The 22,042-nt window shown below is 62.7% G+C and carries 14 protein-coding genes and 1 tRNA gene; 7 read left to right on the top strand and 8 right to left on the bottom strand.

The features are described from left to right. Positions 1-83: 83 nt before the first annotated feature. Positions 84-1,415: a HupE/UreJ family protein gene (locus MON38_RS04790; RefSeq protein ID WP_241934991.1), complete on the bottom strand. Its 1,332-nt coding sequence runs from the start codon at positions 1,413-1,415 to the stop codon at positions 84-86. A gap of 286 nt (positions 1,416-1,701) precedes the next feature. Between MON38_RS04790 and MON38_RS04785 the strand changes: the two genes are divergently transcribed. Further along, positions 1,702-2,280 (top strand): type 1 glutamine amidotransferase domain-containing protein, encoded by a 579-nt coding sequence (locus MON38_RS04785; RefSeq protein WP_241934990.1) that lies wholly within the window; start codon positions 1,702-1,704, stop codon positions 2,278-2,280. Between the two features lie 161 nt (positions 2,281-2,441). Here the strand turns inward: MON38_RS04785 and MON38_RS04780 are convergent, their stop codons facing one another. The 7 genes from MON38_RS04780 to MON38_RS04750 form a co-directional block, all read right to left on the bottom strand. Then, positions 2,442-4,004, bottom strand: coding sequence for a TolC family protein (locus MON38_RS04780; protein WP_241934989.1), 1,563 nt, complete (start codon positions 4,002-4,004; stop codon positions 2,442-2,444). Between the two features lie 48 nt (positions 4,005-4,052). Beyond that, positions 4,053-7,373: an efflux RND transporter permease subunit gene (locus MON38_RS04775; RefSeq protein WP_241934988.1), complete on the bottom strand. Its 3,321-nt coding sequence runs from the start codon at positions 7,371-7,373 to the stop codon at positions 4,053-4,055. Between the two features lie 143 nt (positions 7,374-7,516). After that, positions 7,517-8,719, bottom strand: a complete 1,203-nt coding sequence (locus MON38_RS04770; RefSeq protein ID WP_241934987.1) for an efflux RND transporter periplasmic adaptor subunit — start codon at positions 8,717-8,719, stop codon at positions 7,517-7,519. Positions 8,720-8,864: 145 nt separating this feature from the next. Beyond that, a complete protein-coding gene (locus tag MON38_RS04765) occupies positions 8,865-10,037 on the bottom strand; it encodes an alpha/beta hydrolase (RefSeq protein WP_241934986.1) in 1,173 nt (390 codons plus the stop codon). A 210-nt stretch (positions 10,038-10,247) separates the two neighbouring features. After that, the gene (locus MON38_RS04760; RefSeq protein ID WP_241934985.1) at positions 10,248-10,760 is read right to left on the bottom strand and encodes a DUF6992 family protein; all 513 of its coding nucleotides are present in this window, start codon (positions 10,758-10,760) and stop codon (positions 10,248-10,250) included. 3 nt (positions 10,761-10,763) lie between these two features. Further along, the gene (locus MON38_RS04755) at positions 10,764-11,456 is read right to left on the bottom strand and encodes a porin family protein (protein ID WP_241934984.1); all 693 of its coding nucleotides are present in this window, start codon (positions 11,454-11,456) and stop codon (positions 10,764-10,766) included. Between the two features lie 96 nt (positions 11,457-11,552). After that, positions 11,553-12,248, bottom strand: a complete 696-nt coding sequence (locus MON38_RS04750) for a porin family protein (protein WP_241934983.1) — start codon at positions 12,246-12,248, stop codon at positions 11,553-11,555. A 202-nt stretch (positions 12,249-12,450) separates the two neighbouring features. On the opposite strand from MON38_RS04750, the gene MON38_RS04745 reads away from it, so the two are divergent. The 6 genes from MON38_RS04745 to MON38_RS04720 all read left to right on the top strand — a co-directional run bounded on the left by MON38_RS04745 (position 12,451) and on the right by MON38_RS04720 (position 21,850). After that, positions 12,451-12,525: transfer RNA gene (locus tag MON38_RS04745), tRNA-Val, on the top strand. Positions 12,526-12,782: 257 nt separating this feature from the next. After that, positions 12,783-15,911 (top strand): SusC/RagA family TonB-linked outer membrane protein, encoded by a 3,129-nt coding sequence (locus MON38_RS04740; RefSeq protein WP_241934982.1) that lies wholly within the window; start codon positions 12,783-12,785, stop codon positions 15,909-15,911. 48 nt (positions 15,912-15,959) lie between these two features. Beyond that, on the top strand, positions 15,960-17,477 hold the full coding sequence (locus MON38_RS04735) for a RagB/SusD family nutrient uptake outer membrane protein (protein ID WP_241934981.1): 1,518 nt from the start codon (positions 15,960-15,962) through the stop codon (positions 17,475-17,477). Between the two features lie 228 nt (positions 17,478-17,705). Continuing rightward, positions 17,706-18,782, top strand: a complete 1,077-nt coding sequence (locus tag MON38_RS04730; RefSeq protein ID WP_241934980.1) for a glycoside hydrolase family 43 protein — start codon at positions 17,706-17,708, stop codon at positions 18,780-18,782. 73 nt (positions 18,783-18,855) lie between these two features. Next, positions 18,856-20,589, top strand: coding sequence for a family 43 glycosylhydrolase (locus tag MON38_RS04725; RefSeq protein ID WP_241934979.1), 1,734 nt, complete (start codon positions 18,856-18,858; stop codon positions 20,587-20,589). A gap of 67 nt (positions 20,590-20,656) precedes the next feature. Beyond that, positions 20,657-21,850, top strand: a complete 1,194-nt coding sequence (locus MON38_RS04720; protein WP_241935099.1) for an aldose epimerase family protein — start codon at positions 20,657-20,659, stop codon at positions 21,848-21,850. Positions 21,851-22,042: the final 192 nt, after the last annotated feature.

Below are 22,042 nucleotides of genomic sequence, written 5' to 3'. Positions count from 1 at the left end.
TTGTAGCGTGGACTCTGCGAGTCAGCGCCTGTGTGGAGATGTGTCGTTCGTTTGGGCGCGGACTCGCAGAGTCCACGCTACAGCTACGCCAGCTGATTCCTGCGCTGCTGCCAGAAACTCAGCAGCGCAACCGCCGCTAAAGCGGCCAGCAGCCACGGCGCGAAATGCGCTACCCGGGCCACTAGGGCCGAAAGCGGGTTGGCCTGGTTGAAAATGCGCTCCGTAAGCCAGGCCAGGGCGGCCACGGCGGCGGCCAGCGCCCCGGCCACGCGCACGGCGGGGTAGTAGCGCGTGTGGCTAAGTAGCAGCAGCCAGGGCATGGTGAGGGCGATGACGAATAGCTGCATCAGCTCGATGCCGAGGTTGAAGCCTAGAATGCTGAGGGCCATGGGGCCGGCCGGCAGCTGCAGCTCGGCCAGCGTGCTGGCGAAGGCCAGGCCGTGCACCAGCCCAAAGCCCGCCGCTACCCACGTTTCGCGCCCCGGAAACAGCGGCCGTAAGGCGTGAACTGCCGATACGAGGATGGACACCGCAATCAGGATTTCGACCGGCTGGCTGGGTAGCCGCAGCCAGCCCAGCGCGCCGGCCAGCAGCGTGAGCGAGTGCCCCAGCGTGAAGGCCGTGACGACCTGCAGCAACCGCCCCAGGCTGTAGCGCACGCCGCCGAAGCGGCCCCAACCCCGGGCCTTGTTCAATAGCAGCGGCGCGGGCAGCAGCAGCAGCAGCAGAAACAGTAGGTGGTCGGTGCCCTCGGCGATGTGGCGCAGGCCCAGCGCCACCATGCCTTTGAAGCCGGCCCACCAGCCCCCGCCCGCCGGGCGGATATCCAACGGCGGAATGACGTTGTTGACGACATCGAGCCTAATGACACCGATTTCGATGGGCGCTTCGTCGGGCCCGACGCGGCCCATTTCCCAGTCGCGCCGCACCGATACCAGCGCCATGTGCGTCACGACCTGGTGCACAATCACGTCGTAGTTCAGCGTGAAAGCGCGGGGGCTTTCGCCTTCGGCAGGGGTTAGCCAGAGGCGGGCGGTGAGCTCCTGGTAGGGGCCGGTGGCGGTTTGCTCGGCGGCGTGCACATGCAGGTCGCGCACGGCCACGGCCCAGGGGCGGCCGTTGGGGCTGCTGGAGCGGACGTGTTGCGCGAGGTAGGCGCGCAGCTCGGGGCCGAGGCGGGCCACCAGCGTTTCGGGGTGCTGGGCCACGTCGTGGCCGAAAGCGGCCTGCAGCTCGCCAAGCGGCAGCTGCAGCTCGGCACCCACGCCGGTGGGGTGCAGGTCGAGCAGCACCACCGAGTTGGGCATGGGGTGGGCCTGGGCTCCGAATGCCACCAGCAGCCCGAGCAGCGTGAGCAGCAGCAGGCCCAGCAGGCGGAACAGCCAGGACGACGAATGGCGGGCGGCAATTTGCATGGGGAAGACAGGTTGGAAGCCGGCGAATGTCCAAAGGTGCTTTCAGGCAGAATGTTGCCCAAGCCAACTCGCCCGTTGCCGCATTGCAGCCGACCAATTCCCAATCAGGACCGATAACGAGAAATGACCACGGCTGCCCGGTGGATTCTACGGCTCTGCTTATTAGGGAATCAGAACGAGGACGATGGCAAAAGCCCGAATTTTACTCAACCTGCGGCTTTTTTGGGCGTAAACCCAGGCAGCCGGGCATCTTTCCGGCTCCGTACTTCTTACTTCCCCAAACACCATGAGCATCTTCAGCAGCGACAAACTCAAGGGCAAGAAAATTGCCATCATTGCCACCGACGGCTTCGAGCAGGCCGAGCTCGACGAGCCCAAGAAATACCTCGAAGGCGAGGGCGCCGAAACCCACGTCATCTCCCTCAAAAGCGGCTCCATCAAGGGCTGGGACGGCCCCAATAAGGATTGGGGCGACAAAGTCGACGTCGACAAAGTCATCACCGACGTGAAGCCGGCCGACTACGACGCCCTCGTGCTGCCCGGCGGCCAGATGAACCCCGACATCCTGCGCGTGAACAAAGACGTGGTGGCCTTCGTGAAAGAATTCGCCGGCTCGGGCAAGGTGCTGGCCGCCATCTGCCACGGCCCCTGGCTGCTGGTGGAAGCCGACGTGGTGCGCGGCAAGCGCGTAACCAGCTGGCCTAGCGTGCATACCGACCTCAAAAATGCCGGCGCGCATTGGGAGGATTCGGAAGTGGTGTGCGACCACGGCCTCATCACCAGCCGCAAGCCGGAGGACATTCCGGCCTTTAACAAGAAGATTGTAGAGGAGATGCTGGAGCCCCAGCACGGTGGCCAGAATTAAGCAGACAGTCTTTCGTTTTCGGCTGAATAACCAGAACGTCATGCTGAGCTTGTCGAAGCATCTCTACCGAGGAAGTAATTATTTACTCTGGCGGTAGAGATGCTTCGACGAGCTCAGCATGACGTTCTTTTTTGTTCATTCAACCCAAAGAAGCACAGAGGCTAACGCCAGCCGCCGCCCAGCGCATGATACAAATCCGTCACGGCCTGGCGCTGCTGCAGCTGGTCGTTCACGCCGTTTAGCTGCGCCTGTAGCAGGCTTTGCTGAGCCTGGAGCACCTCGGTGTAGTTGGCGAAGCCGGCGGCCAGCAGCTCATTCGTGTACTCCACGGCTTTGCGTAGCGACTCCAATTGCAGGGCGCGCAGCCGGGCTTTGTCGGTGGCGCTTTGGTAGGAGAACAGGGCATTGGAAACCTCCTGGCCGGCCACAAACATCGTTTGCTGGTAGGTATAGAGGTATTCCTGCTGTAAGGCTTTCGACCGTTGCAGCCGCGCCCGGTTCAGGCCCTGGCTGAAAATAGGTTGGGCCAGGCCACCCACAACGCTGGCAAATATGGCCGTAGGCGAAAACAGGGCATCGAGCGTGGTGCTGGTGAGGCCACCGTTGGCCGTGATGGTGAAGCTGGGATAGAAGTAAGTCCGCGCCGCGTTGGTCAGCTCGAAAGTGGACTCGAAGGCGTATTCGGCCTGCTGCACGTCGGGGCGGTTGCGCAGCAGCTGGCCGGGCACGCCGGTGAGCAGGGGCGGGGGGGCATCCTGAGCGGCAAGGGTGCCGCGCGCCACCGGGCCGGGCGTGCGGCCCAGCAGCGTGGCCAGCAGGTTTTCGGTTTCGCGGATGTTGCGCTGCAGGTCGGGAATGGTGACTTCGGCGGCGTAGCGCTGGGCTTCGCTCTGCACCACGGCGGCTCCCGTCACTACGTCGCCTTCCAGCAGCAGGCGCATGGTTTCTACGTCCTTAATGCGGTTTTGCACCGTTTGCTGGGTGATGTCGAGCTGGGCATCGAGGGCCAGCAGGGCGTAGTAGTTGTCGGCAATGTCGGCAATGAGCTGGGTTTGCACTACGCGGCGGTAGGCCTCGCTCTGGCGCACGGCGGCCACATACGAGCGTTTAGTGCTGCGCAGCTTGCCCCACACGTCGGCCTCCCAGCTGCTGCTCAGGCCCAGCAGGTACTGGTGCGCTACGCCGCCGGTCACGACGGTCGATTGGTCGGTGGTCGTGGTAGTGCCGCCGGTTCCGGTGCCGGTACCGCCGGTGCCACCCGTTCCCCCGGTTCCGCCCGTGCCACCTGTCCCGCCGGTTCCACCCGTCCCGCCGGTGCCGGTACCACCCGTGCCGCCGGTGGTGGTAGTGCTGCTACCACCGGTACCGGTATTCACAAAAGCGCCGCCGATGCGCGAGAGCGTGGTGGTGGCCCGGCCGCTGAGGCTGGGCAGGAAGGCGGCGCGGCTCTGGGCCAGCAGGGCCTGGTTTTGCTCGATGCGGGCCTGGGCCACCTGCAGGTTGCGGTTGTTGGCTAGGCCTTCGGTGATGAGCTTTTGCAACTGCGGGTCGGTGAAAAGCTGCTGCCAGGGGCGGGCGGCCAGCGAGGTCGTGTCGGTGGTGGCCGCGTCGCGATAGAGGCCGGTGGTGGCAGTTTCGGGCCGGCGGTAGGGGTGCAGCAGCTGGCAGCCAGCGGCCAGCGCGAGCACCGGGGAAAACAATCGAAGGAATTTGCTGGCAGTCATGGCAATGGAATTAATACGTATACGCAGGCCGGGCTAGGAGGGAAGCTGCTACGCCACGGCGGGCTCCGGCTGCGGCTTATCCTGCGGTTTGTTCTCCGGCTTCGGTTCACCGTCCTTGGCGGGCGGGCCGCCTTCGGTTTCCTCTTTCTCGAGTTGCTCCTTGGTTTTGGGCGGGCCGCTGATACGCTCCTGCAAGCCCTCGAACACCACGAAGAGCACCGGAATGAAAAACACCCCGACCAGCGTGCCGAACAGCATGCCGCCGATGGCCCCGGCCCCGATGCTCTTGTTACCGTTGGCGCCCGCGCCGCTGGCAAACAGCAGCGGCATCAGGCCAAACACGAAGGCGAAGGAGGTCATCAGGATGGGCCGGAGGCGGGCTTTGGCGCCTTCGAGCGCGGCTTCCATGATTTCCATGCCGTCGTCGCGGCGGCGGGCCAGCGAGAATTCGATGATGAGAATGGCGTTTTTGGCCAGCAGGCCGATGAGCATAATCACCGAAATCTGCAGGTAGATGTTGTTGTCGATACCGAAAATCTTGGCGAACAAATAGGTGCCGCACAAGCCAATTGGAATGGAAAGCAGCACCGCAAACGGCAGAATGTAGCTCTCGTACTGCGCGCTCAGCAGCAGGTACACGAACACCAGCGACAGCGCAAAAATGTAGAGCGACTGCTTGCCGCTGCCTTCTTCCTCGCGGCTGATGCCCGAGAATTCGTAGCCGTAGCCGGCCGGCAGCTTCTGCGCCACTTCCTGAATGGCAATCAGGGCCTCGCCCGAGCTGCTGCCTTCCTTGGGCGAGCCGTTCACCGAAATGGAGGTGAAGAGGTTGAAGCGCGAGAGGCTTTCGGGGCCGTAGATGCGCGTCAGGGTCACGAACTCGGTGAGCGGGGCCATCACGCCGTCGGCGTTGCGCACGAAGACTTTGCTCAGGCCCTCGGGATTGGCGCGGTAGCTGGTGTCGGCCTGCACCATCACGCGGTACTGCTTGCCAAACTGGTTGAAGTTGGAGGCATAGGAACCGCCGTAATACACCTGCATGGCATTCAGCACGTCTTTTTCGGTCAGGCCGGCGGCTTTCACCTTGGCCACGTTCACCGTGAGCTGGTACTGCGGGAAGCCGGGGTTGAAGGCCGTGCTGGCGTACTGAATTTCGGGCCTCTTGTTCAGCTCGGCCAGGAAATCCTGGGCCACTTTGAAGAACTCGGCCGTGGTGTGCCCGCCCTTGTCCTGCAGCTGGAACGTGAAACCACCGGTTGCTCCAAAACCCGTGATGGTAGGCTGCGAAATGCTGCGAATGTCGCCCGCCCGAATGTGGGCCGTGAGCTTGGTTATCTGCTTGATAACATCTTCGTTGCTGGCCTTCTTGCGCTCGTCCCAGGGCTTGAGGCGCACGATGACCATGCCGTAGGCGCTGCCCTGCCCGGCCAGGAAATTCTGGCCCGTGATGCGCAGCGTGCCCCGCACCGCCGGAATGGTCCGAATGAGGCTGTCGACTTCGGTATTTACGGCCGTGGTGCGCTCCAGCGTGGAGGCGGGCGGCAAGCTTACGTTCACGAAAATGGTGCCCATGTCCTCGTTCGGCACAAAGCTGCTGGGCGTGGTCGTCATCAGGAAATACAGCCCCGCGCCGAAGCCCGCCACCGCAATCAGCGACACCCACTTGCGGGCCGACAGGAACGTGACGGCCTTCGTGTATTTGCCCACCAGCGCATCGTAAGCCGCGTTGAAGGCGATGCTGAACCGCTGCATGAAGCCCTTTTTCTTCGACGCTTCTTTGGGGTCTTTAGAATCTTTGGCGGCTTTCGGGTCGGGGTTTTCCTGGCTGTCTTTGGCTTCGGCGGCTTCGCCTTCCTTGGCCTCGCCCTCGTGGTGCGGCGGCTTCAGAAACAGGGCTGCCAGGGCCGGGCACAGCGTCAAGGCATTCACGGCCGAAATGAGAATGGCCACTGCCAGCGTAATGCCGAACTGCTTGTAGAACACCCCCACCGACCCGCTGATGAACGTAACCGGCAGAAACACCGCCGCCATCACCAGCGTGATGCTGAGAATGGCCCCGGTTATCTCATTCATGGCATCGATGGCGGCCTTGCGGGGCGAAGTATAGCCGCCTTCCAGCTTGGCGTGCACGGCCTCCACCACCACAATGGCGTCGTCGACCACGATGCCAATGGCCAGTACTAACGCGAAGAGCGTGAGCAGGTTGATACTATACCCGAAAACCTTGAGGAAGAAGAAGGTGCCGATAATAGAAACCGGCACCGACACGCCGTGGATAATGGTGGACCGGAAATCCTGCAGGAAAATGAAAATCACGAGGAAAACCAGGGCGAAACACTCCAACAGCGTGTGAATTACCTTGTCAATCGAGGCATCCAGAAAGTCGTTGATGTTGACGAGGTTGGTGTAATGAATGCCGGCCGGAAACGACTTCTCGGCCTCTTTCAGCACGGCCAGCGAGTTTTCGATGACTTCGCGGGCGTTGGAGCCCGGCGTCTGGTTCACCGAAATGCCCACCGAGGGCTTGCCAAAGGTGGCGCTGTTGCTGCTGTAGGCCTGGGCGCCCAGCTCCAGGCGGGCCACATCCTTGAGGTGCAGCAGCTGGCCCTGCCCGTTGCTTTTGAGGATGATGTTTTCGAACTGCTCGACCGACACCAGCTTGCCGGTGTACTTGATGACGTACTGAAAGCTCTGGTCGGAGTTTTCGCCGAATTTGCCGGGGGCGGCCTCTACGTTCTGGTCGGCCAGCGCAGCCGAGATGTCGGCCGGTGTGAGGCCGTAAATGGCCATCACATCGGGCTTGAGCCACACGCGCATGGCGTAGTCGCGCGAGCCGAAGGCATTGGAGTTGCCCACGCCGTTCACCCGCTTGATTTGCGGGACGATGTTAATCTGGGCGTAGTTCTGGAGGAAAGTCTGGTCGTAGGCCGGGTTGTCGGAGTAGAGGGCAAAAATCAGTAGGTTGCTGCTCTGCTGCTTGCGCACCGTCACGCCCGCCAGGGTCACTTCCTGGGGCAGCAGGCTGGTGGCGCTGGCCACGCGGTTCTGCACGTCCACGGCCGCCTGGTCGGGGTCGGTGCCCACGTTGAAGTACACCTGTATGCTGCCCGCTCCCTCGTTGGTAGCCGAGGAGGTCATGTAGGTCATGCCTTCCACGCCGTTTATCTGCTCTTCGAGCGGCACGAGCACGCTTTTCAGCACCACGTCGGCATTGGCGCCCGCGTAGCTGGCCGATACCTGCACGGTGGGCGGCGAAATATCGGGGTACTGCGCAATGGGCAGCTGCAGCAGCCCCAGCACGCCCAGCAGCACAATTATCACCGAAATAACGGTGGAAAGCACGGGGCGCTCGATGAATATTTTTAGCATAATCTTCTATCAGACAATTTTTATAAGTCGGCCGTCATGCTGAGCGGAGTCGAAGCATCTCTACTGCGTAACTAATTCACTGCTTGCAACGAAGCGGTAGAGATGCTTCGACTCCGCTCAGCATGACGTGCTTTTCCAGCTGTTTAGCTACCCGCCGCCACGTCTTCTTTCTTCGGCACCGACTTCACCACTTTCGGCCGAATCTTCGAGCCTTCTTTCAGTCCGCTAATACCTTCGAGTACCACCTGCTGGCCGGCTTTCAGGCCTTTCTGCACCACGAACGAAGCCCCATCGGGCGTGGGCACTACCGTGATGGCGGCGGCGTGCGCGGCCGTGTCGCGGCCCACCACGTAGGCAAAGCGCTTGCCCTGCAGCTCGTAGGTGGCGCTTTGCGGGATGATGAGGGCATCATCAAGCGGCTGCTGGGTGCGCACCGAGCCGCTGCTGCCGCTGCGCAACAGCCCCTGCGGGTTCGGGAAGGTGGCGCGGAAGCTGCTGGCCCCGGTTTCGGTGTTAATCTGGCCGATGGCGGTTTTCACGCGGCCGTGGTAGGGGTACACGCTGCCATCGGCCAGCACCAGGAGCACATCGGGCACGTTGGCCAGTTTGTCCTGCAGCGTATTGCCGGGCCGACGGCGGGCGAAATTCAGCAGCGCCTTTTCGCTGAGCGAGAAGTAGGCATACACGCTGCCGATGCTGGAAATGGTGGTGAGCGGGTCGGCCGAAGTGCTGCTCACCAGGCTGCCGATTTTGTTGGGAATGGTGCCCATCACGCCATCCACGGGGCTGGTAATGGTGGTGTAGCCCAGGTTGGTGAGGGCATTGGAAAGCGTGGCCTGGGCCTGCGCCAGGGCGGCTTCTTTGGCTTGCAGCGTGTATTGGGCGCCCTCCAGCTGGTACTTGCTGATGATGCCCTTGTTCACCAGCGGCCGTACTTTTTCCACACCCATGCGGGCGGCATTCACGTCGGCCTCGGCGGTTTTGATGCCGGCGCGGGCCGTGCGCACTTCCTGCTCGTACTGCGGCGCGCTGATGTGAAAGAGCTTCTGGCCCTTCTTCACACTGGCGCCCTCATCCACGTAAATGGCTTCCACAAACCCGTCCACCTTGGGCCGGATTTCCACGTTCTGCTGCCCCTGAATGGTGGCGGGGTAATCCTGGAACAGCGTCACCGTGTCGGGCTTCACCACCAGCACCGGGTAGTCCTTGATGGGCTGCGGGCCGCCGTCCTTGCCGCCTTTGCCACCGGGGCCGCCGGCTTCGTCGTCTTTCTTTTTGGAATTGCAGGCAGCCACGCTTAGTAGCGCCAGCAGCAGGGCAGTCCGGCCGGGTAAGAAGGTTGTCATAAATAGCAGAGGCCGTGTTTCGTAAAAGCGAATTGCTTCTACGGAACCCGGCCTCCGAAAGCTGCCTTATGGCGGCGCTTATCGACCCTGCCAGCCATTACCCCGATAACCCCCGGCACTTTGCTGACCAATCTCCGGCTCGTGGTTAGTTCTGCGCTTTCACCCAGTCGTACATATCCGTCAGCGCATCGGGCGAGAGCGGGGCTTCGAAGCCAGGAGTTTCCTTCGTGATTTGCAGGGCGTGGCTGAGGCCCGGCAGGCGCAGTTCGGTTACGCGAGCATTGCCCTTCAGTCCCTTTTTCAACAAGTTCAGGTTCGTAGCCGCGTTCACTTCGGAGTCATCGTCGCCCTGCATCAGCAGCACCGGGCAGTGCACCTGCGGCAGCGTGGGCAGCGGGTCGAAGGACAAATAGCTGCGGTAGGCGGGCGTGGTGATGGCCTGCACGGTGGCCTGCACATCGGGCGCGGCAATGGCCGGGTAGCGCTGGCGCAGCATGTTGCTGAGAATGGCCTGGGCCTGGGCGTTGTCGGTCGTCTGGCGCACAATTTCGAGCATGGCGCGCTGGTGTTTCACGCGGGCTTCCTGGTCGCGGCGCTGCTGGGCCTTCAGGCGCAGGTGCTGCTGGTCGAGGTAGGTTTGCACCTGCGCGGCGTTGGAACCGCTGGCGCGCAGCTTGGCGGCTTCGGCTTGGGCGGTGGCTTCGGCCAGCCGGTAGGCGTGCTGCTGATGCGCTTCCAGGGTGTCGGCGCCCAGCACTTTGCCGTACATCACGGGCTGGTTGGCCAGCAGCTCGCGGCCGGTGAGGCCCGCCGCCGCCACGGCCACCACAAACGTGGGCGCCTGCGGCTGAGCCGCCGCAAAAAGAGCCACGTTGGCCCCTTCGCCGTGCCCAATCAGGCCCAGGCGCGTCACGTCCACCTGGGGCCGGGTGCGCAGGTAGTTGAGGGCGGCAATGGCATCGGCGGCGCGCTCGGCCAGCGTGGTGGTGGCGGCCGCGCCTTCGGAGCCGCCGTTGCCGCGCTCGTGCAGGCGCAGCACAATCACGCCCTGGCTCACGAGGTGGTCGGCAATGCTGGTGAGCAGCAGGTTATCGGGCGAAAGCGGGTTGTGCTCGTCGGTGCCGCGCTCGGGCAGCAGCACGGCCGCCGCGAAAGGGCCGGTGCCAGTCGTAGGCAGGCGCATCAGCCCGCTCAGGCGCACGCCGCCGGCCGGCGAAGTCAGCTGCACGGCCTCCACGCGGTCGAGGGGGCGGGCCTGGGCGGAAGGCGTCATCCAGGTGCAGCAGGCAAGCAACAGAGAGCAGAGCAGCAGGCGCATAAGTGGGAGCAGGGCCGGCAGCGCGCGCGTCAGGGGTTTGAAGCGGCGGTTGCGGCAGAATGCTGCGCAAAGCTCCGGCGGCCCGTTCGCGCCGCCAGCCGTTTCCGCCGAATCAGGGCTTTTCGTCGTCTTACGCCCGCTATTGCCCAGCGAATGAAAAACGGGTTTTCTCAAATTGGGCATTATGTCCCAATATGGGATGAGCCGAGTTTATTTCAGCAGCTGCGGCCAGCCGCTGGCCAGCCAGTGCAGCAGGGCCCACATGCTGGCATCGAACAGCAGCAGAAAGCCGCCCTGCACCCACAGCGCGCGGCCGTAGCCCAGCAGGCGCTCGGGCCGCGACTGGTCAGGCCACGCGGCCCGGCCACGCAGGTAGTTGCCGGCCAGCACGTACAGTACATCCAGCCCGGCGTTCACTCCGAACAGCATTTCGTAAAAGTCCTGGCTGCTCAGCAGCTCGGCCGCATCGAGGCCGGCCGGTGGGTGGAAATGCAGCCGCAGAATGCCCCAGGCCGCCAGCCCGGCATTCATCAGGTTCCACAGCACGTTCAGGCCGTGGAAGTAGTAGGTTTCGCGGCGGCGGTCGGCGCGGGCCAGGTAGTAGCCGCTGCCAATCAGGTTCAGGAGCACCCAGGCGGCCAGCACGGCCAGGCCGCGGCCCAGCAGCACTTCGCGGCGCATAAACAGGGCCGCTACCTCGGCGGCCGGCAGGGCCATCACCATGCGCTACTTGCGGTAGCCGATGCCCAGGTACACCTGAATGGACTGGTTGCGCACCTTGCCATCCTGCACCGTGAGGGCGGTGTTGCCGTACTTCACGGCCGCGCCGGTTTTGTAGATGTCGGCCAGACTCAGGTCGTAGCGCACGCCCAGGCGGCCCAGGCCCAGCCGGGCTTCGGCCCCGCCCACGAAGCCGTAGTCGAGCGTGTTGTAGCCGTTGGCGTTCAGGTCGAGGTTCTGGCCGTCGTTCAGCACCTTGGTCAGCACCGAAACCTGCGGGCCCACGTGCAGGCTCAGCGTTTCGGTAATGTTGCCCACGAACATCACGGGCAGCTCGAAGTAGTCGAGGCGGGTGTCGTGGGCGGTGTAGGCTGCGCCCGTGCTGGTGGTGCCGGCATCGGTGTGGTAGCCCTTCCGGATGTAGAGCAGCTCGACCTGCAGCGAGGCGAAGTTGGTGAAGCCAAACTGCCCGTAAACGCCCGCATTGAAGGCCGCGAAGGAGTTCTTGTTGGGAAACAGGTCGGCCCCGCTGCCATTGATGTTCGACGTGTTGTAGCCGCCCTTGATGCCTACGCCGGTGTTGCGCGACTCGGTGCCGGTCGCACCGTTGTCGTAGTCTTTCGACGTCATGCCGCCCTGCGCCAGGGCTTGCGGCCCGGTGGCCAGCGCCAGAGCCAGTAGTAAGAATAAGTTTTTCATAACAATGGAGTGAAAAGGCAGCGGGCCAGGTCGGCTAAAAAAAACAGGAGGCCCCCACGGGAGCCTCCTGCATATACTATCGACGGCGGTACTTGGTTATTGCCGCAGGCCCAGCGCCACGTACACCTGCACCACTTGGTTATGGATAGAGGGGTTGGTATAAGTGACCGTCGAGCCTGGGTAGGTAAACTTCTTGCTGGTATCGAATATTTTGCCAAATCCCAAATCGTAGCGGGCACCGATACGGGCCGGTCCTACACGGAAAGCTCCGCCCACAATGCCACCGAAGTCCACGGTATTGAATCCGTTTTCGGCCAGGCCCAGGTCCTTATCGCCCGATTTGGCCTTGGTGAGCAGCGACACCTGCGGGCCAATGTGCACCGAGAAGTTATTGGTCAGGTTGGCTACGTACAGAATCGGCAACTCGAAATAGTCGAGGCGGGTAGCTTGGTTGGTTTTGGTCAGAACCGTGCCGTTGTACGAGTTGATGTCGGAATTGTAGCCTTTGCGGTTGTAGAGCAACTCGACCTGTACCGAAGAGAAGTTATTGAAGCCAAACTGGCCATACACGCCCACGTGGTAGTTGTGATAAGCCGAGCCATTGGGAATCTCGTCGCCGTAGGGCCGCGAGAAGTTATAGCCGCCCTTCACGCCGAAGCCGGTATTGCCCGACTCAGTGGTTTTGCCGCCGGTGTAATCTTTCGAGGTGAGCGTACCGCCCGGGCGGGCTTGGGCGAAGGCCGCCGTAGAGGAAACCAGGCCTAGCAGCAGAAACAGAAGAGTCTTTTTCATAAGTGAAAGAGGGGAAAAGAGAATGGCGGTGAGCCACCGGAACGAGAGATGATAATTATTTCCGTTTTGCCCTATACTTTGCCGGGGCCAGAAGGTTGCCCGCCGGTGGCTTGGCGCACAAAAAAATGCGTCGGCCTGCCGCATTCGTGGGTTTGGCGCGCTACCTTTGGGGCAGTGCCGGCCGGTAGTCGGTGCGTCAGCCGGGGTGTTAGCTCAGTTGGTTCAGAGCGCCACCCTGACACGGTGGAGGTCGTTGGTTCGAGCCCAATACGCCTCACGGAAGTCCTCATTGCCGCTGGCAGTGAGGATTTTTTTTGCTCGTTGAGAGGCAGCGTTATTTCGGGTGAGTCGTTGCTTTTGGTGCCTCCGTTGCAGCGGCTAAGGCGGGTGGTTCGTGAGCGGCGAACAGCGTTTTTAGCAGGATGAGGCGTTTTTTATACTTTTTTTATTGAAATACACAATCGTTTGTGTAGCTTGCATCGCACAATCGTTTGTGTACCCATTGCCCGAGAATCCCCACCACTTCTTTCAGCCATGAAAAAGCCCGTACCCAACCTGCGCCGGATAACGCTACCGGCCCTCATCTGCTGCCTGCCGCTGCAGCCGCTTGTGGCCGCGGCGGCGGCCCCTTTGGCCACCCCTGCGGTGGCGCTCGCCGCCGGCGTGGCCGGCCGCGTGGTCGATGCCAGCGGCGCGGGCATCCCCGGCGTGAACGTGATTGTGAAAGGCACCAGCATCGGCACCCAGACCGATGCCGACGGCCGCTATACCATTGATGCGCCCGAGGGCGCTACCCTCGTTTTCTCCTTCGTGGGCTATGCCGGCCAGGAAGTGGTGGTGAGTGGCCGCTCAACCGTGGACGTAACCCTGGCCGTGGACAGCAAGGCGCTGAGCGACGTGGTGGTGGTGGGCTACCTCACCCAGGACCGCCAGAACGTGACCAGCGCCGTGAGCAGCGTGGACGTGCGCGAAGCCGCCAAAACGCCGGCCCCCACGCTGGTGCAGGGCCTGCAGGGCCGCGTGGCCGGCGTCACGATTGAAAGCGCCGGCAACCCCGGGGCCGTGCCCAACGTGCTGATTCGCGGCGTGGGCACCACGGGCTCGGGCGCCAACCCACTCTACGTTATTGACGGATTGTGGACCGACAACATCCGCGACCTGAGCCCGAACGACATCGAGTCGACCACGGTGCTGAAGGACGCGTCGTCGACGGCCGTATACGGCTCGCGCGGCGCCAACGGTGTTATCCTCATCACCACCCGCAAAGGCCAGGCCGGCGAGCCCAAAATCAGCTTCGGCGGCTACAAGGGCGTGGAAAGCATCTACCGCAAGTTTGACCTGACCAACCACAGCGAATGGGCCGACCGCTCGGCCGTGGCCTACCGCAACGCCGGCCTCGACCCCGCGCTGCGCATGCCCGGCTCGGTGAAGGGCACGGCCGCCTACTCCGATGCGATTGACACGGACTGGCAGAAGGAGTTTTTCCGGACCGGCAACGTGGAAGACTACAACCTGAGCTTCTCGGGCGGTACCTCGGCCGGCAAAAGCTCCACCAACTTCCTGCTCTCGGGCGGCTATTTCCGCCAGGACGGCATCGTGAAAGGCCCGTCGTTTGAACGCTACAGCGTGCGCCTGAACTCGGGCCTGACGCGCGGCCGCCTCAAGGTAGGGGAGAGCCTGCTGCTCACGCACATCAACACCACGCTGCTGAACGAAGTACCGTTTGTGGACGTGCTGGCCGAGCTGCCGGGCATTCCGGTGCGCAACCCGGCCAACTTTGGCGGCTACGGCTACGGCAGCGCCAACCTGTTCAACTACTCGGTGAACCCGATTGGGGCGCAGGAAATCCTGAACCGCACCCAGAAAAACAACCGCCTGCAGGGCAGCGCCTACGCCGAGTTTGCCTTCACCGACTGGCTGTCGTACCGCCTGAACCTGGGCCTGGAAGTGCACGACTACAACGACAAAAACGCCCGCCGCGAAGGCTACATCCGCTTGGGTGAGTCGACGCCGAACACGACCTACCTATTCGAAAACCGGGGCACCTCGACGTTCACCCTCATCGAGAACACGCTGAACTTCAACAAGCGCTTCGGCGACCACGGCGTGAACGGCGTGCTGGGCTACTCGGAGCAGCGCACCGACGTGAACAACGCCACGGCCAACGCCACGGGCTTTTCGTCGGTGCCGCAATACTTCTTCGTGCTGGGGGCCGGCACCAACACGGCCGCGGCGCCCGTGGTGGGCGGCGGCATCGATGTGTTCACCAAACGCTCGTACTTCAGCCAGTTCAACTACGACTACAAGAACCGGTACCTGGTGACGGCCAGCTTCCGCCGCGACGGCTCGTCGCGCTTCGATGCCTCGAAACGCTACGCCAACTTTGGCGCGGGTTCGGTGGGCTGGCGCATCAGCGAGGAAGACTTCTTCCGCAATGCGCTGCCCGTGGTGAACAACCTGAAGCTGCGTGCCAGCTACGGCGTGAACGGCAACGACCTGCTGCCGGGCTCTTACCTCTACCAGCCCCGCGTAACGCAAACCATTTACTACCCGCTAGGCACCACGCAGACGCTCGCATCGGCCGCCATTCAGAGCAGCCTCGAAAGCAAGGACATCCGCTGGGAATCGCGCTACACCACCGATTTCGGCTTCGACCTGGCCATGCTCGACAGCCGCATGAGCTTGTCGGTTGACTACTACATCTCGAAAACGAAAGACGCGCTGGTGAGCCCGCCGCTGCCCGCCTACATCGGCACGGCCGGTTTTGGCCAGCCGTTCAGCAACCTGGGCCAGATTGAGAACAAGGGCTGGGAATTTGCCCTCGGCTACCACGAAAGCAAGAAAGCGTTTACCTACGGGGCCGACCTGACCCTGGCCACGGTGCGCAACAAAGTGCTGCAGCTCTCCGACCTGCAGCCCGTGATTCCGGGCGACTTTGGCGTGACGCGCACCGAAGTGGGCCAGCCCCTGAGCCGTCTCTACGTGCTCGAAATGCTGGGCATTTTCCAGAGCCAGGCCGAAATCGACAACTACAAGAGTGCCGACGGCAAGGTGATTCAGCCGCTGGCCAAGCCCGGCGACGTGAAGTACAAGGATGCCAACGGCGACGGGGCCATCACCTACTCGGGCGACCGCAACTATTACGGCAACCCCTTCCCCACGCTGCAGTACGGCCTGAACCTGACCGCTGGCTACAAGGGCTTCGACCTGAGCGTGTTCTGGCAGGGCGTAACGGGCAACGACGTGCTCAACATCACCCGCACGGCCGTGGACGGCCTGAACGGCGATACCAACTTCCGCCGCGACCTCACGCCCTGGACCCCCGAAAACCAGAGCAACACCACCCCGCGCCTGGTGTACGGCGGCGGTGCCGAAGCCGTGAAAAACTACGAGCTGGCCAGCACCCGCTGGGTGGAAGACGGCAGCTACCTGCGCCTGAAAAACGTGCAGTTGGGCTACACTTTTCCCAAGTCCTTCACCAGCCACGTGCCCAGCCTGGGCACCGTGCGCGTGTACCTGACGGGCCGCAACATTGTGACCTTCACCAAGTACACCGGCTTCGACCCCGAAACGCCCGGCACGGGCTTCTTCGGCCGCGGCCTCGACAACGGCACCTACCCCAACGTGCGCACCTTCACGGGTGGCCTGCAGGTTAATTTCTAAGGGCCCGGTTTCGCCGCATTGTTCCCCCTCCCTTCTGACTCACTTCCCATGAAATTCTCTAAAAATTCCCTCATCGCCCTGGGTAGCGTGCTGCTGCTGAGCACCACCAGCTGCAACAAGGACCTGCTGGAGCAGGTGGACCCCAACGTGCCCAGCACCGCCCAGTTCTGGAAAACGGCCGACGACGCCAACCGTGGCGTGCTGGCCGTGTACTCGGGCCAGCAGATTTTCTCGACCTACAGCCTGTACTGGCACTTCGCCACCACGGGCCGCACCGACGAGTCGTTCACCAACACCCCCGACGGCGGCCTGAACCAGTACCTGGTGTTCCGCCAGATTAGCACCACCGACGGCCGCTCGGCCTTCCTTTGGAACGACATGTACCGCATGATTTTCCGGGCCAACCAGGTGCTGACCAAGGTGCCGGGCATCGACATGGACGCTACCCAGAAAAAGCAGATTCTGGCCGAGGCGCTGTTTCTGCGCTCGCTGTGCTACTACGATTTGGCCCTGCTCTTCGGCAACCTGCCGCTGGTGACGACCCTGGCCGATGCCACCACCCGCGTGCCCCAGGTATCGCAGGACGTGGTATACGGTCAGATTATCAAGGACCTGACCACGGCCAAGGCCGACCTGCCCGCCAGCTATGACGCCACCAACCTGGGCCGCGCCACCCGCGGGGCCGCCGCCGCCCTCATGGGCAAGGTGTACATGCAGCAGCGCAACTGGAGCGAGGCCTCGAAGCAGTTTGCTGAAGTCATCGGCTCGGGTAAATACTCGCTGGTGGCCAACTACGCCGACAACTTCACCGAGAGCAACGAGAACAACAGCGAATCCATCTACGAAGTCCAGTTCTCGGGCGTGAACAAGACGTTCGGCCAGGACTTTCCCGGGGCCGCTGAGGGCAACGAGCGCGCCCAGTTCTTCGGCCCTCCCGGCATCGGCTTCACCGACGTGGAAGTGCGCCGCTGGCTGTTTCAGGAGTACTACGACACGCGCGTGGGCGGCGGCGTCGACCCGCGCCGCGACAACACCATCTTCAGCGCCACGGGCACGCCCACGCTCTACGGCAAAACGTTTGTCGGCGTCGGCGGCCTCAACATCAACCCCACGCGCCTGCTGTGGCGCAAGTACCAGAACGACCGCACCCGCAACTTCGAAGACTTTTTCTCGGGCATCAACATTCGCCTGATTCGCTACGCCGACGTGCTGCTGATGCAGGCCGAAGCCCTGAACGAGCTGGGCCAGCCCGGCGCTGCTATTCCGCTCATCAACCAGGTGCGCCAGCGCGCCTCGGTGAACCTGACGCCCCTCACCGGCACGTTCACGCAGGAAGCCATGCGCGACCAGATTCGCCACGAGCGCATCACCGAGCTGGCCGGCGAAGGCACCCGCTGGAGCGACATCGTGCGCTACGGCCTGTTCGACACGGCCGCCGGCCTGAACGAGCTGCGCGCCCGCGATGCCGACTTCAACAACTTCATCTCGCCCAAAAACAAGCTGTTGCCCATCCCGCAGACGGAAATCGACATCGACAAAAACCTGCGTCAGAACCCGGGCTTCTAAACCGCTGGTTCGTTAGCCGAAAACATACAGAACGGTCATGCTGAGCTTGTCAAAGCATCTCTCCCGCACACATAACTCGTTTGCTGCAACGAATGAGGTGGGACTAATTCGCTGCAATGATGGTTGGTGAGGCCAGGCATCGAGGCGGTAGAGATGCTTCGACTGTGCTCAGCATGACGTTCTGATTTTCTGTTTTATTCCGCTTCTCAACTCTCTCCAATCCCACCCATGTCCAACCCCCGCTTCCGTCGCCTGTTGCTGCTCGTGCTGCTGCCGCTGCTGGGCGCGGGCGGCTGCGCCAAGAGCCAGAATGTGCCCTTTGTGCCGCCGCCCGCGCCGACCACTACCACGGCCACCACGTTCCAGAACCCGCTGCTGAGCTCGGGCCCCGACCCGTGGGTGGCGCAAAAGGACGGTTTCTACTACTTCATGAGCACGCTGAACGACCGGCTGGCCATCTGGAAAACCGCGAAGATGTCGGACCTGCGCACCACCTCGGCCACCGTGGTCTGGACGCCGGCCGCCACCGGCGCGGCCTCGGCCAACCTGTGGGCCCCCGAGCTGTATTTCTTCGACGGCAAGTGGTACATCTACTACACGGCCGGTATTGCCCCCGGCGATTTCGGGCTGCAGCGCACCTGGGTGCTCGAAAACAGCAACGCCGACCCCACCAAAGGAACCTGGGTTGATAAAGGCCGCATCTACAACCCGACGGCCGACTTCTGGGCCATCGATGGTACCGTGCTGGAGCAGAACGGCAACCGTTACCTCATCTGGTCGGGCCACAATGGGGTGGACGCCATTCAGCGCCTGTTCATCTCGCGCATGAGCAACCCCTGGAGCCTCACCGGCCCGCGCGTGGAGCTGTCGCACCCCGAATTCGGCTGGGAAAACGTGGGCCCGCCCTACGTGAACGAAGGCCCCGAAATTCTGCAGCGCGGCGGCAAAACCTTCCTAGTGTACTCAGCCAGCTTCTGCGGCACCGACCAGTACGCCCTGGGCATGCTCACGACCACCAGCACCGCCGACCCCATGCTGGCGGCCTCCTGGACGAAATCGGCCCAGCCCGTATTTTCGCAAAACCCCGCCAACCGCGCCTACGCCACTGGGCACAACTGCTTCTTCACCTCGAAAGACGGCCAGGAAAGCTGGATTGTGTACCACGCCAACTCCAACCCCAACGAAGGCTGCGTGGAAAAGCGCAACCCCCGCATGCAGAAATTCACCTGGAACGCCGACGGCACGCCCAATTTCGGCGTGCCCGTGGCCATCAACGTGGACATCCTCAAGCCCAGCGGCGAGTAGGGGAGGGGAATTGAGAAGCAAGAATTGAGTAGTCAGACCTGATAAAGAACTTTCCGCCTTATTCCCATCCACTATGCGTAACGCTATTACAAATACTCTCCTCGGTTTGCCATCCACGAGTCGTCCGGCTCCCCTCTCCATCGGAGAGGGGCCGGGGGTGAAGCGCTACGTCCGCGCCTTGTGCTTTTTCCTGCTGACGCTCCTCGGCCTGAACGCCCAGGCCCAGAAAGGTGCCGTCGGCGCGCACGACCCGTCCACCGTCATCAAAGACGGCAACAAATACTGGACCTTCACTACCGGCCAGGGCATCACCAGCCTGTACTCGACCGACCTGGTGAAGTGGACCGCCGGGCCGCGTCCGGTGTTCCAGAACAACGGCTACCCGGCCTGGATAAATACGGCGGTGCCCGGCTTCGGTGGCAATTTTTGGGCGCCGGAGTGCATTTTCATGAACGGGAAGTATTACCTGTACTATTCCTGCTCCTCGTTTGGCTCGAAGGTGTCGGCCATCGGCCTGGCCACCAACGTCACGCTCGACCCTACCAGCCCCAACTACGCCTGGGTCGACCAGGGCGCGGTGATTCAAACCAACAACGGCAGCGCCGTGAATGCCATCGACCCGGCCATTTTCAAGGATACCAACGGCGACGTGTGGTTCACCTACGGCTCGTTTTTCGGTGGTATCCGCACCACGCAGCTCGATGCAACCACTGGCAAAATCATCAACCAGGGCAACCAGTTTGCGGTGGTAAACGGCAACCCCGAAGCGGCCTACCTCACCAAAAACGGCAGCTACTACTACATGTTCTTCAACCGTGGCGCCTGCTGCAACGGCGTGAACAGCACCTACTACATCATGGTGGGCCGCTCGACCTCGCCCACCGGCCCCTTCCTCGACCAGAACGGCGTGAGCATTAATAGCGGCGGCGGTACGCTGGTGCTCAACGTGTCGGGCCGCTACGTGGGCCCCGGCCACGCCGGCATCATCACCGAAGGCGGCGCTAACTTCTTCTCGCACCATTACTATGATGGCGAAGACAACGGCGCCCCCAAGCTGGGCCTCGCCAAGCTGACCTGGGACGCCGGCTGGCCCGTGGTGACGCGCGACTGGGCCACGCCCGGCCGCTACGAGGTGGGCACTAGCGCCGGCCTCGTGTGGGAAGCCACCGGCTGCACTGGCGCCAGCGGCCAGCCCATTGCGCAGGCCGCCCGCACCGGCCAAGACTGCCAGCGCTGGGATTTCACCTCGCTCGGCGATGGCGACTACAAAATCACCAGTGCCCAGGGTGGCCTGGCCGTAACGGTAGCCAGCTGCTCGCCCACCAACGGCTCGCTGCTGCAACTCGGCAACTACAGCTTTCTGAGCTGCAAGCAGTTTCACATCAACCGCGCCAACGACGGCACGCTCGTACTCACCTCACTCAATGGCGGCCGTGCGGTGGAAGTACCGAATGCTGCTACCGCCGCCGGCCAGCAGCTGGGCTTGTTCGACTACAATGGGCTGGCCAACCAGCGTTTCACCCTCGGCGGTACTGTCACGGCTACTGCCGATGCGAAGAAGCTCACGGGCCTGAGCATCTTCCCGGTGCCAGCCGAGCGCGGCGGCTTCACGGTGGCCCTCTCGGGCAGCAAGCCGGCCGCGACCACGGTGGCTGTGTTTAACTTGCAAGGGCAGCTGGTGTACCGCCAGGCCTACGGCGCTACGCAAACGAAGCTGGCTGTAGAAACCACGCTTGCGCCCGGCCTCTACCTGGTGCGGGTGCAGCAGGGCGATGCCTCCGCCACCCAAAAGCTAACGGTGCAATAGCCTGCCGCCCGGGCGCCTAGCCGTCTTTAATCTTCACGCTGTCATTCATTTCCCCACTTCATTCATGATGTCATTTCGTCGTTCCGGGCTGCTGGCCGTAACATTGCCCGGCCTGCTGCTGCTGGCCGCCTGCGGGTCTAACCCATCGGCAGAGCAAACCACCGCGACGGCTCCGGCCGCCGATTCCACCTCCACGAAAGCCGCCGCCATGCCCACTTCCGCCTCCTTCGGCAAAGCCCTCGACGGGACCGAAATCCAGCTGTTCACCCTCACCAACAAGCAGGGCGCCAAGGCCGCCATCACCAACTACGCTGGCACCCTCGTGAGCCTGATGATGCCCGACAAAGACGGCAAGATGGGCGACGTGGTGCTCGGTTTCGACAGCGTGAGCGACTACCAGAGCCCGGCTTTCCGCAAGGCCAACCCCTACATCGGCGCGCTCATCGGCCGCTACGGCAACCGCATTGCCAAAGGCAAATTCACGCTCGACGGCAAGCAGTACCAACTGCCCACCAACAACGGCGCCAACAGCCTGCACGGCGGCAAAACGGGCTACGACCAGCGCATCTGGGAAGCCACGCCCGGCACTTCGGCTGAAGGCCAGACGCTCACCCTCAAATACCTGAGCAAGGACGGCGAGGAAGGCTACCCCGGCAACCTGCAAATCACGGTGGTGTACACCCTCACCGACGCCAACGCCCTGCAAATCGACTACACCGCCACCACCGACAAGGCCACCGTCGTCAACCTCACCAACCACGCCTACTTCAACCTGAGCCACGGCGTGAGCAAGGACATCCTGGCCCACAAAGTAACCATTCCGGCCGACCGCTACACCGTGGTTGACGCCGACCTGATTCCGACCGGCGAGCTGCGCCCGGTGAAGGGCACGCCCTTCGATTTCACCACGCCCCACGCCATCGGCGAGCGCATCGCGCAGGTGCCCGGCGGCTACGACCACAACTGGGTGCTGAACAATACCACCGGCCAGCACAGCGCCGCCACCGTGTACGACCCCGCCTCGGGCCGCACCATGGAAGTGACCACCGACCAGCCCGGCATCCAGTTCTACACCGGCAACTTCCTCGACGGTACCCTCAAAGGCAAGGGCGGCACCGTGTACGGCAAGCACGCTGGCTTCTGCCTCGAAACCCAGCACTTCCCCGACTCGCCCAACCAGCCCAAGTTCCCCAGCACCGTGCTGAAGCCGGGCGAAACCTACCACACGGTGAGCACCTACACCTTCGGCGTGCGCAAGTAAAGGGCGCATCTATTTGGGCGCGCCTGTCATTGCGAGTGGAGCGCAGCGCAACGCGGCAATCCTTCCTCCAGAAGCGCAAAGCCATTGAGATGTGACAACCTTTTAAATAGTGTTTTTCACAATCGATAATCTAACTTTGAGGAAGCTTATCACATCATCAGGTTTTCTACATCGGGAGGAAGGATTGCCGCG

The sequence above is a fragment of the Hymenobacter cyanobacteriorum genome (assembly GCF_022631375.1).
In the GTDB taxonomy this organism is placed as follows: Bacteria; Bacteroidota; Bacteroidia; order Cytophagales; family Hymenobacteraceae; genus Hymenobacter; species Hymenobacter cyanobacteriorum.
The sequence above is the reverse complement of the archived record's forward strand: the minus strand, read 5'-3'. Positions and strand labels throughout refer to the sequence as shown.

Coding starts and splice junctions, on each gene's coding strand:
- MON38_RS04790 (WP_241934991.1), bottom strand. CDS start 1,415: ATGCAAATTGCCGCCCGCCATTCGTCGTCCTGGCTGTTCCGCCTGCTG.
- MON38_RS04785 (WP_241934990.1), top strand. CDS start 1,702: ATGAGCATCTTCAGCAGCGACAAACTCAAGGGCAAGAAAATTGCCATC.
- MON38_RS04780 (WP_241934989.1), bottom strand. CDS start 4,004: ATGACTGCCAGCAAATTCCTTCGATTGTTTTCCCCGGTGCTCGCGCTG.
- MON38_RS04775 (WP_241934988.1), bottom strand. CDS start 7,373: ATGCTAAAAATATTCATCGAGCGCCCCGTGCTTTCCACCGTTATTTCG.
- MON38_RS04770 (WP_241934987.1), bottom strand. CDS start 8,719: ATGACAACCTTCTTACCCGGCCGGACTGCCCTGCTGCTGGCGCTACTA.
- MON38_RS04765 (WP_241934986.1), bottom strand. CDS start 10,037: ATGCGCCTGCTGCTCTGCTCTCTGTTGCTTGCCTGCTGCACCTGGATG.
- MON38_RS04760 (WP_241934985.1), bottom strand. CDS start 10,760: ATGGTGATGGCCCTGCCGGCCGCCGAGGTAGCGGCCCTGTTTATGCGC.
- MON38_RS04755 (WP_241934984.1), bottom strand. CDS start 11,456: ATGAAAAACTTATTCTTACTACTGGCTCTGGCGCTGGCCACCGGGCCG.
- MON38_RS04750 (WP_241934983.1), bottom strand. CDS start 12,248: ATGAAAAAGACTCTTCTGTTTCTGCTGCTAGGCCTGGTTTCCTCTACG.
- MON38_RS04740 (WP_241934982.1), top strand. CDS start 12,783: ATGAAAAAGCCCGTACCCAACCTGCGCCGGATAACGCTACCGGCCCTC.
- MON38_RS04735 (WP_241934981.1), top strand. CDS start 15,960: ATGAAATTCTCTAAAAATTCCCTCATCGCCCTGGGTAGCGTGCTGCTG.
- MON38_RS04730 (WP_241934980.1), top strand. CDS start 17,706: ATGTCCAACCCCCGCTTCCGTCGCCTGTTGCTGCTCGTGCTGCTGCCG.
- MON38_RS04725 (WP_241934979.1), top strand. CDS start 18,856: ATGCGTAACGCTATTACAAATACTCTCCTCGGTTTGCCATCCACGAGT.
- MON38_RS04720 (WP_241935099.1), top strand. CDS start 20,657: ATGTCATTTCGTCGTTCCGGGCTGCTGGCCGTAACATTGCCCGGCCTG.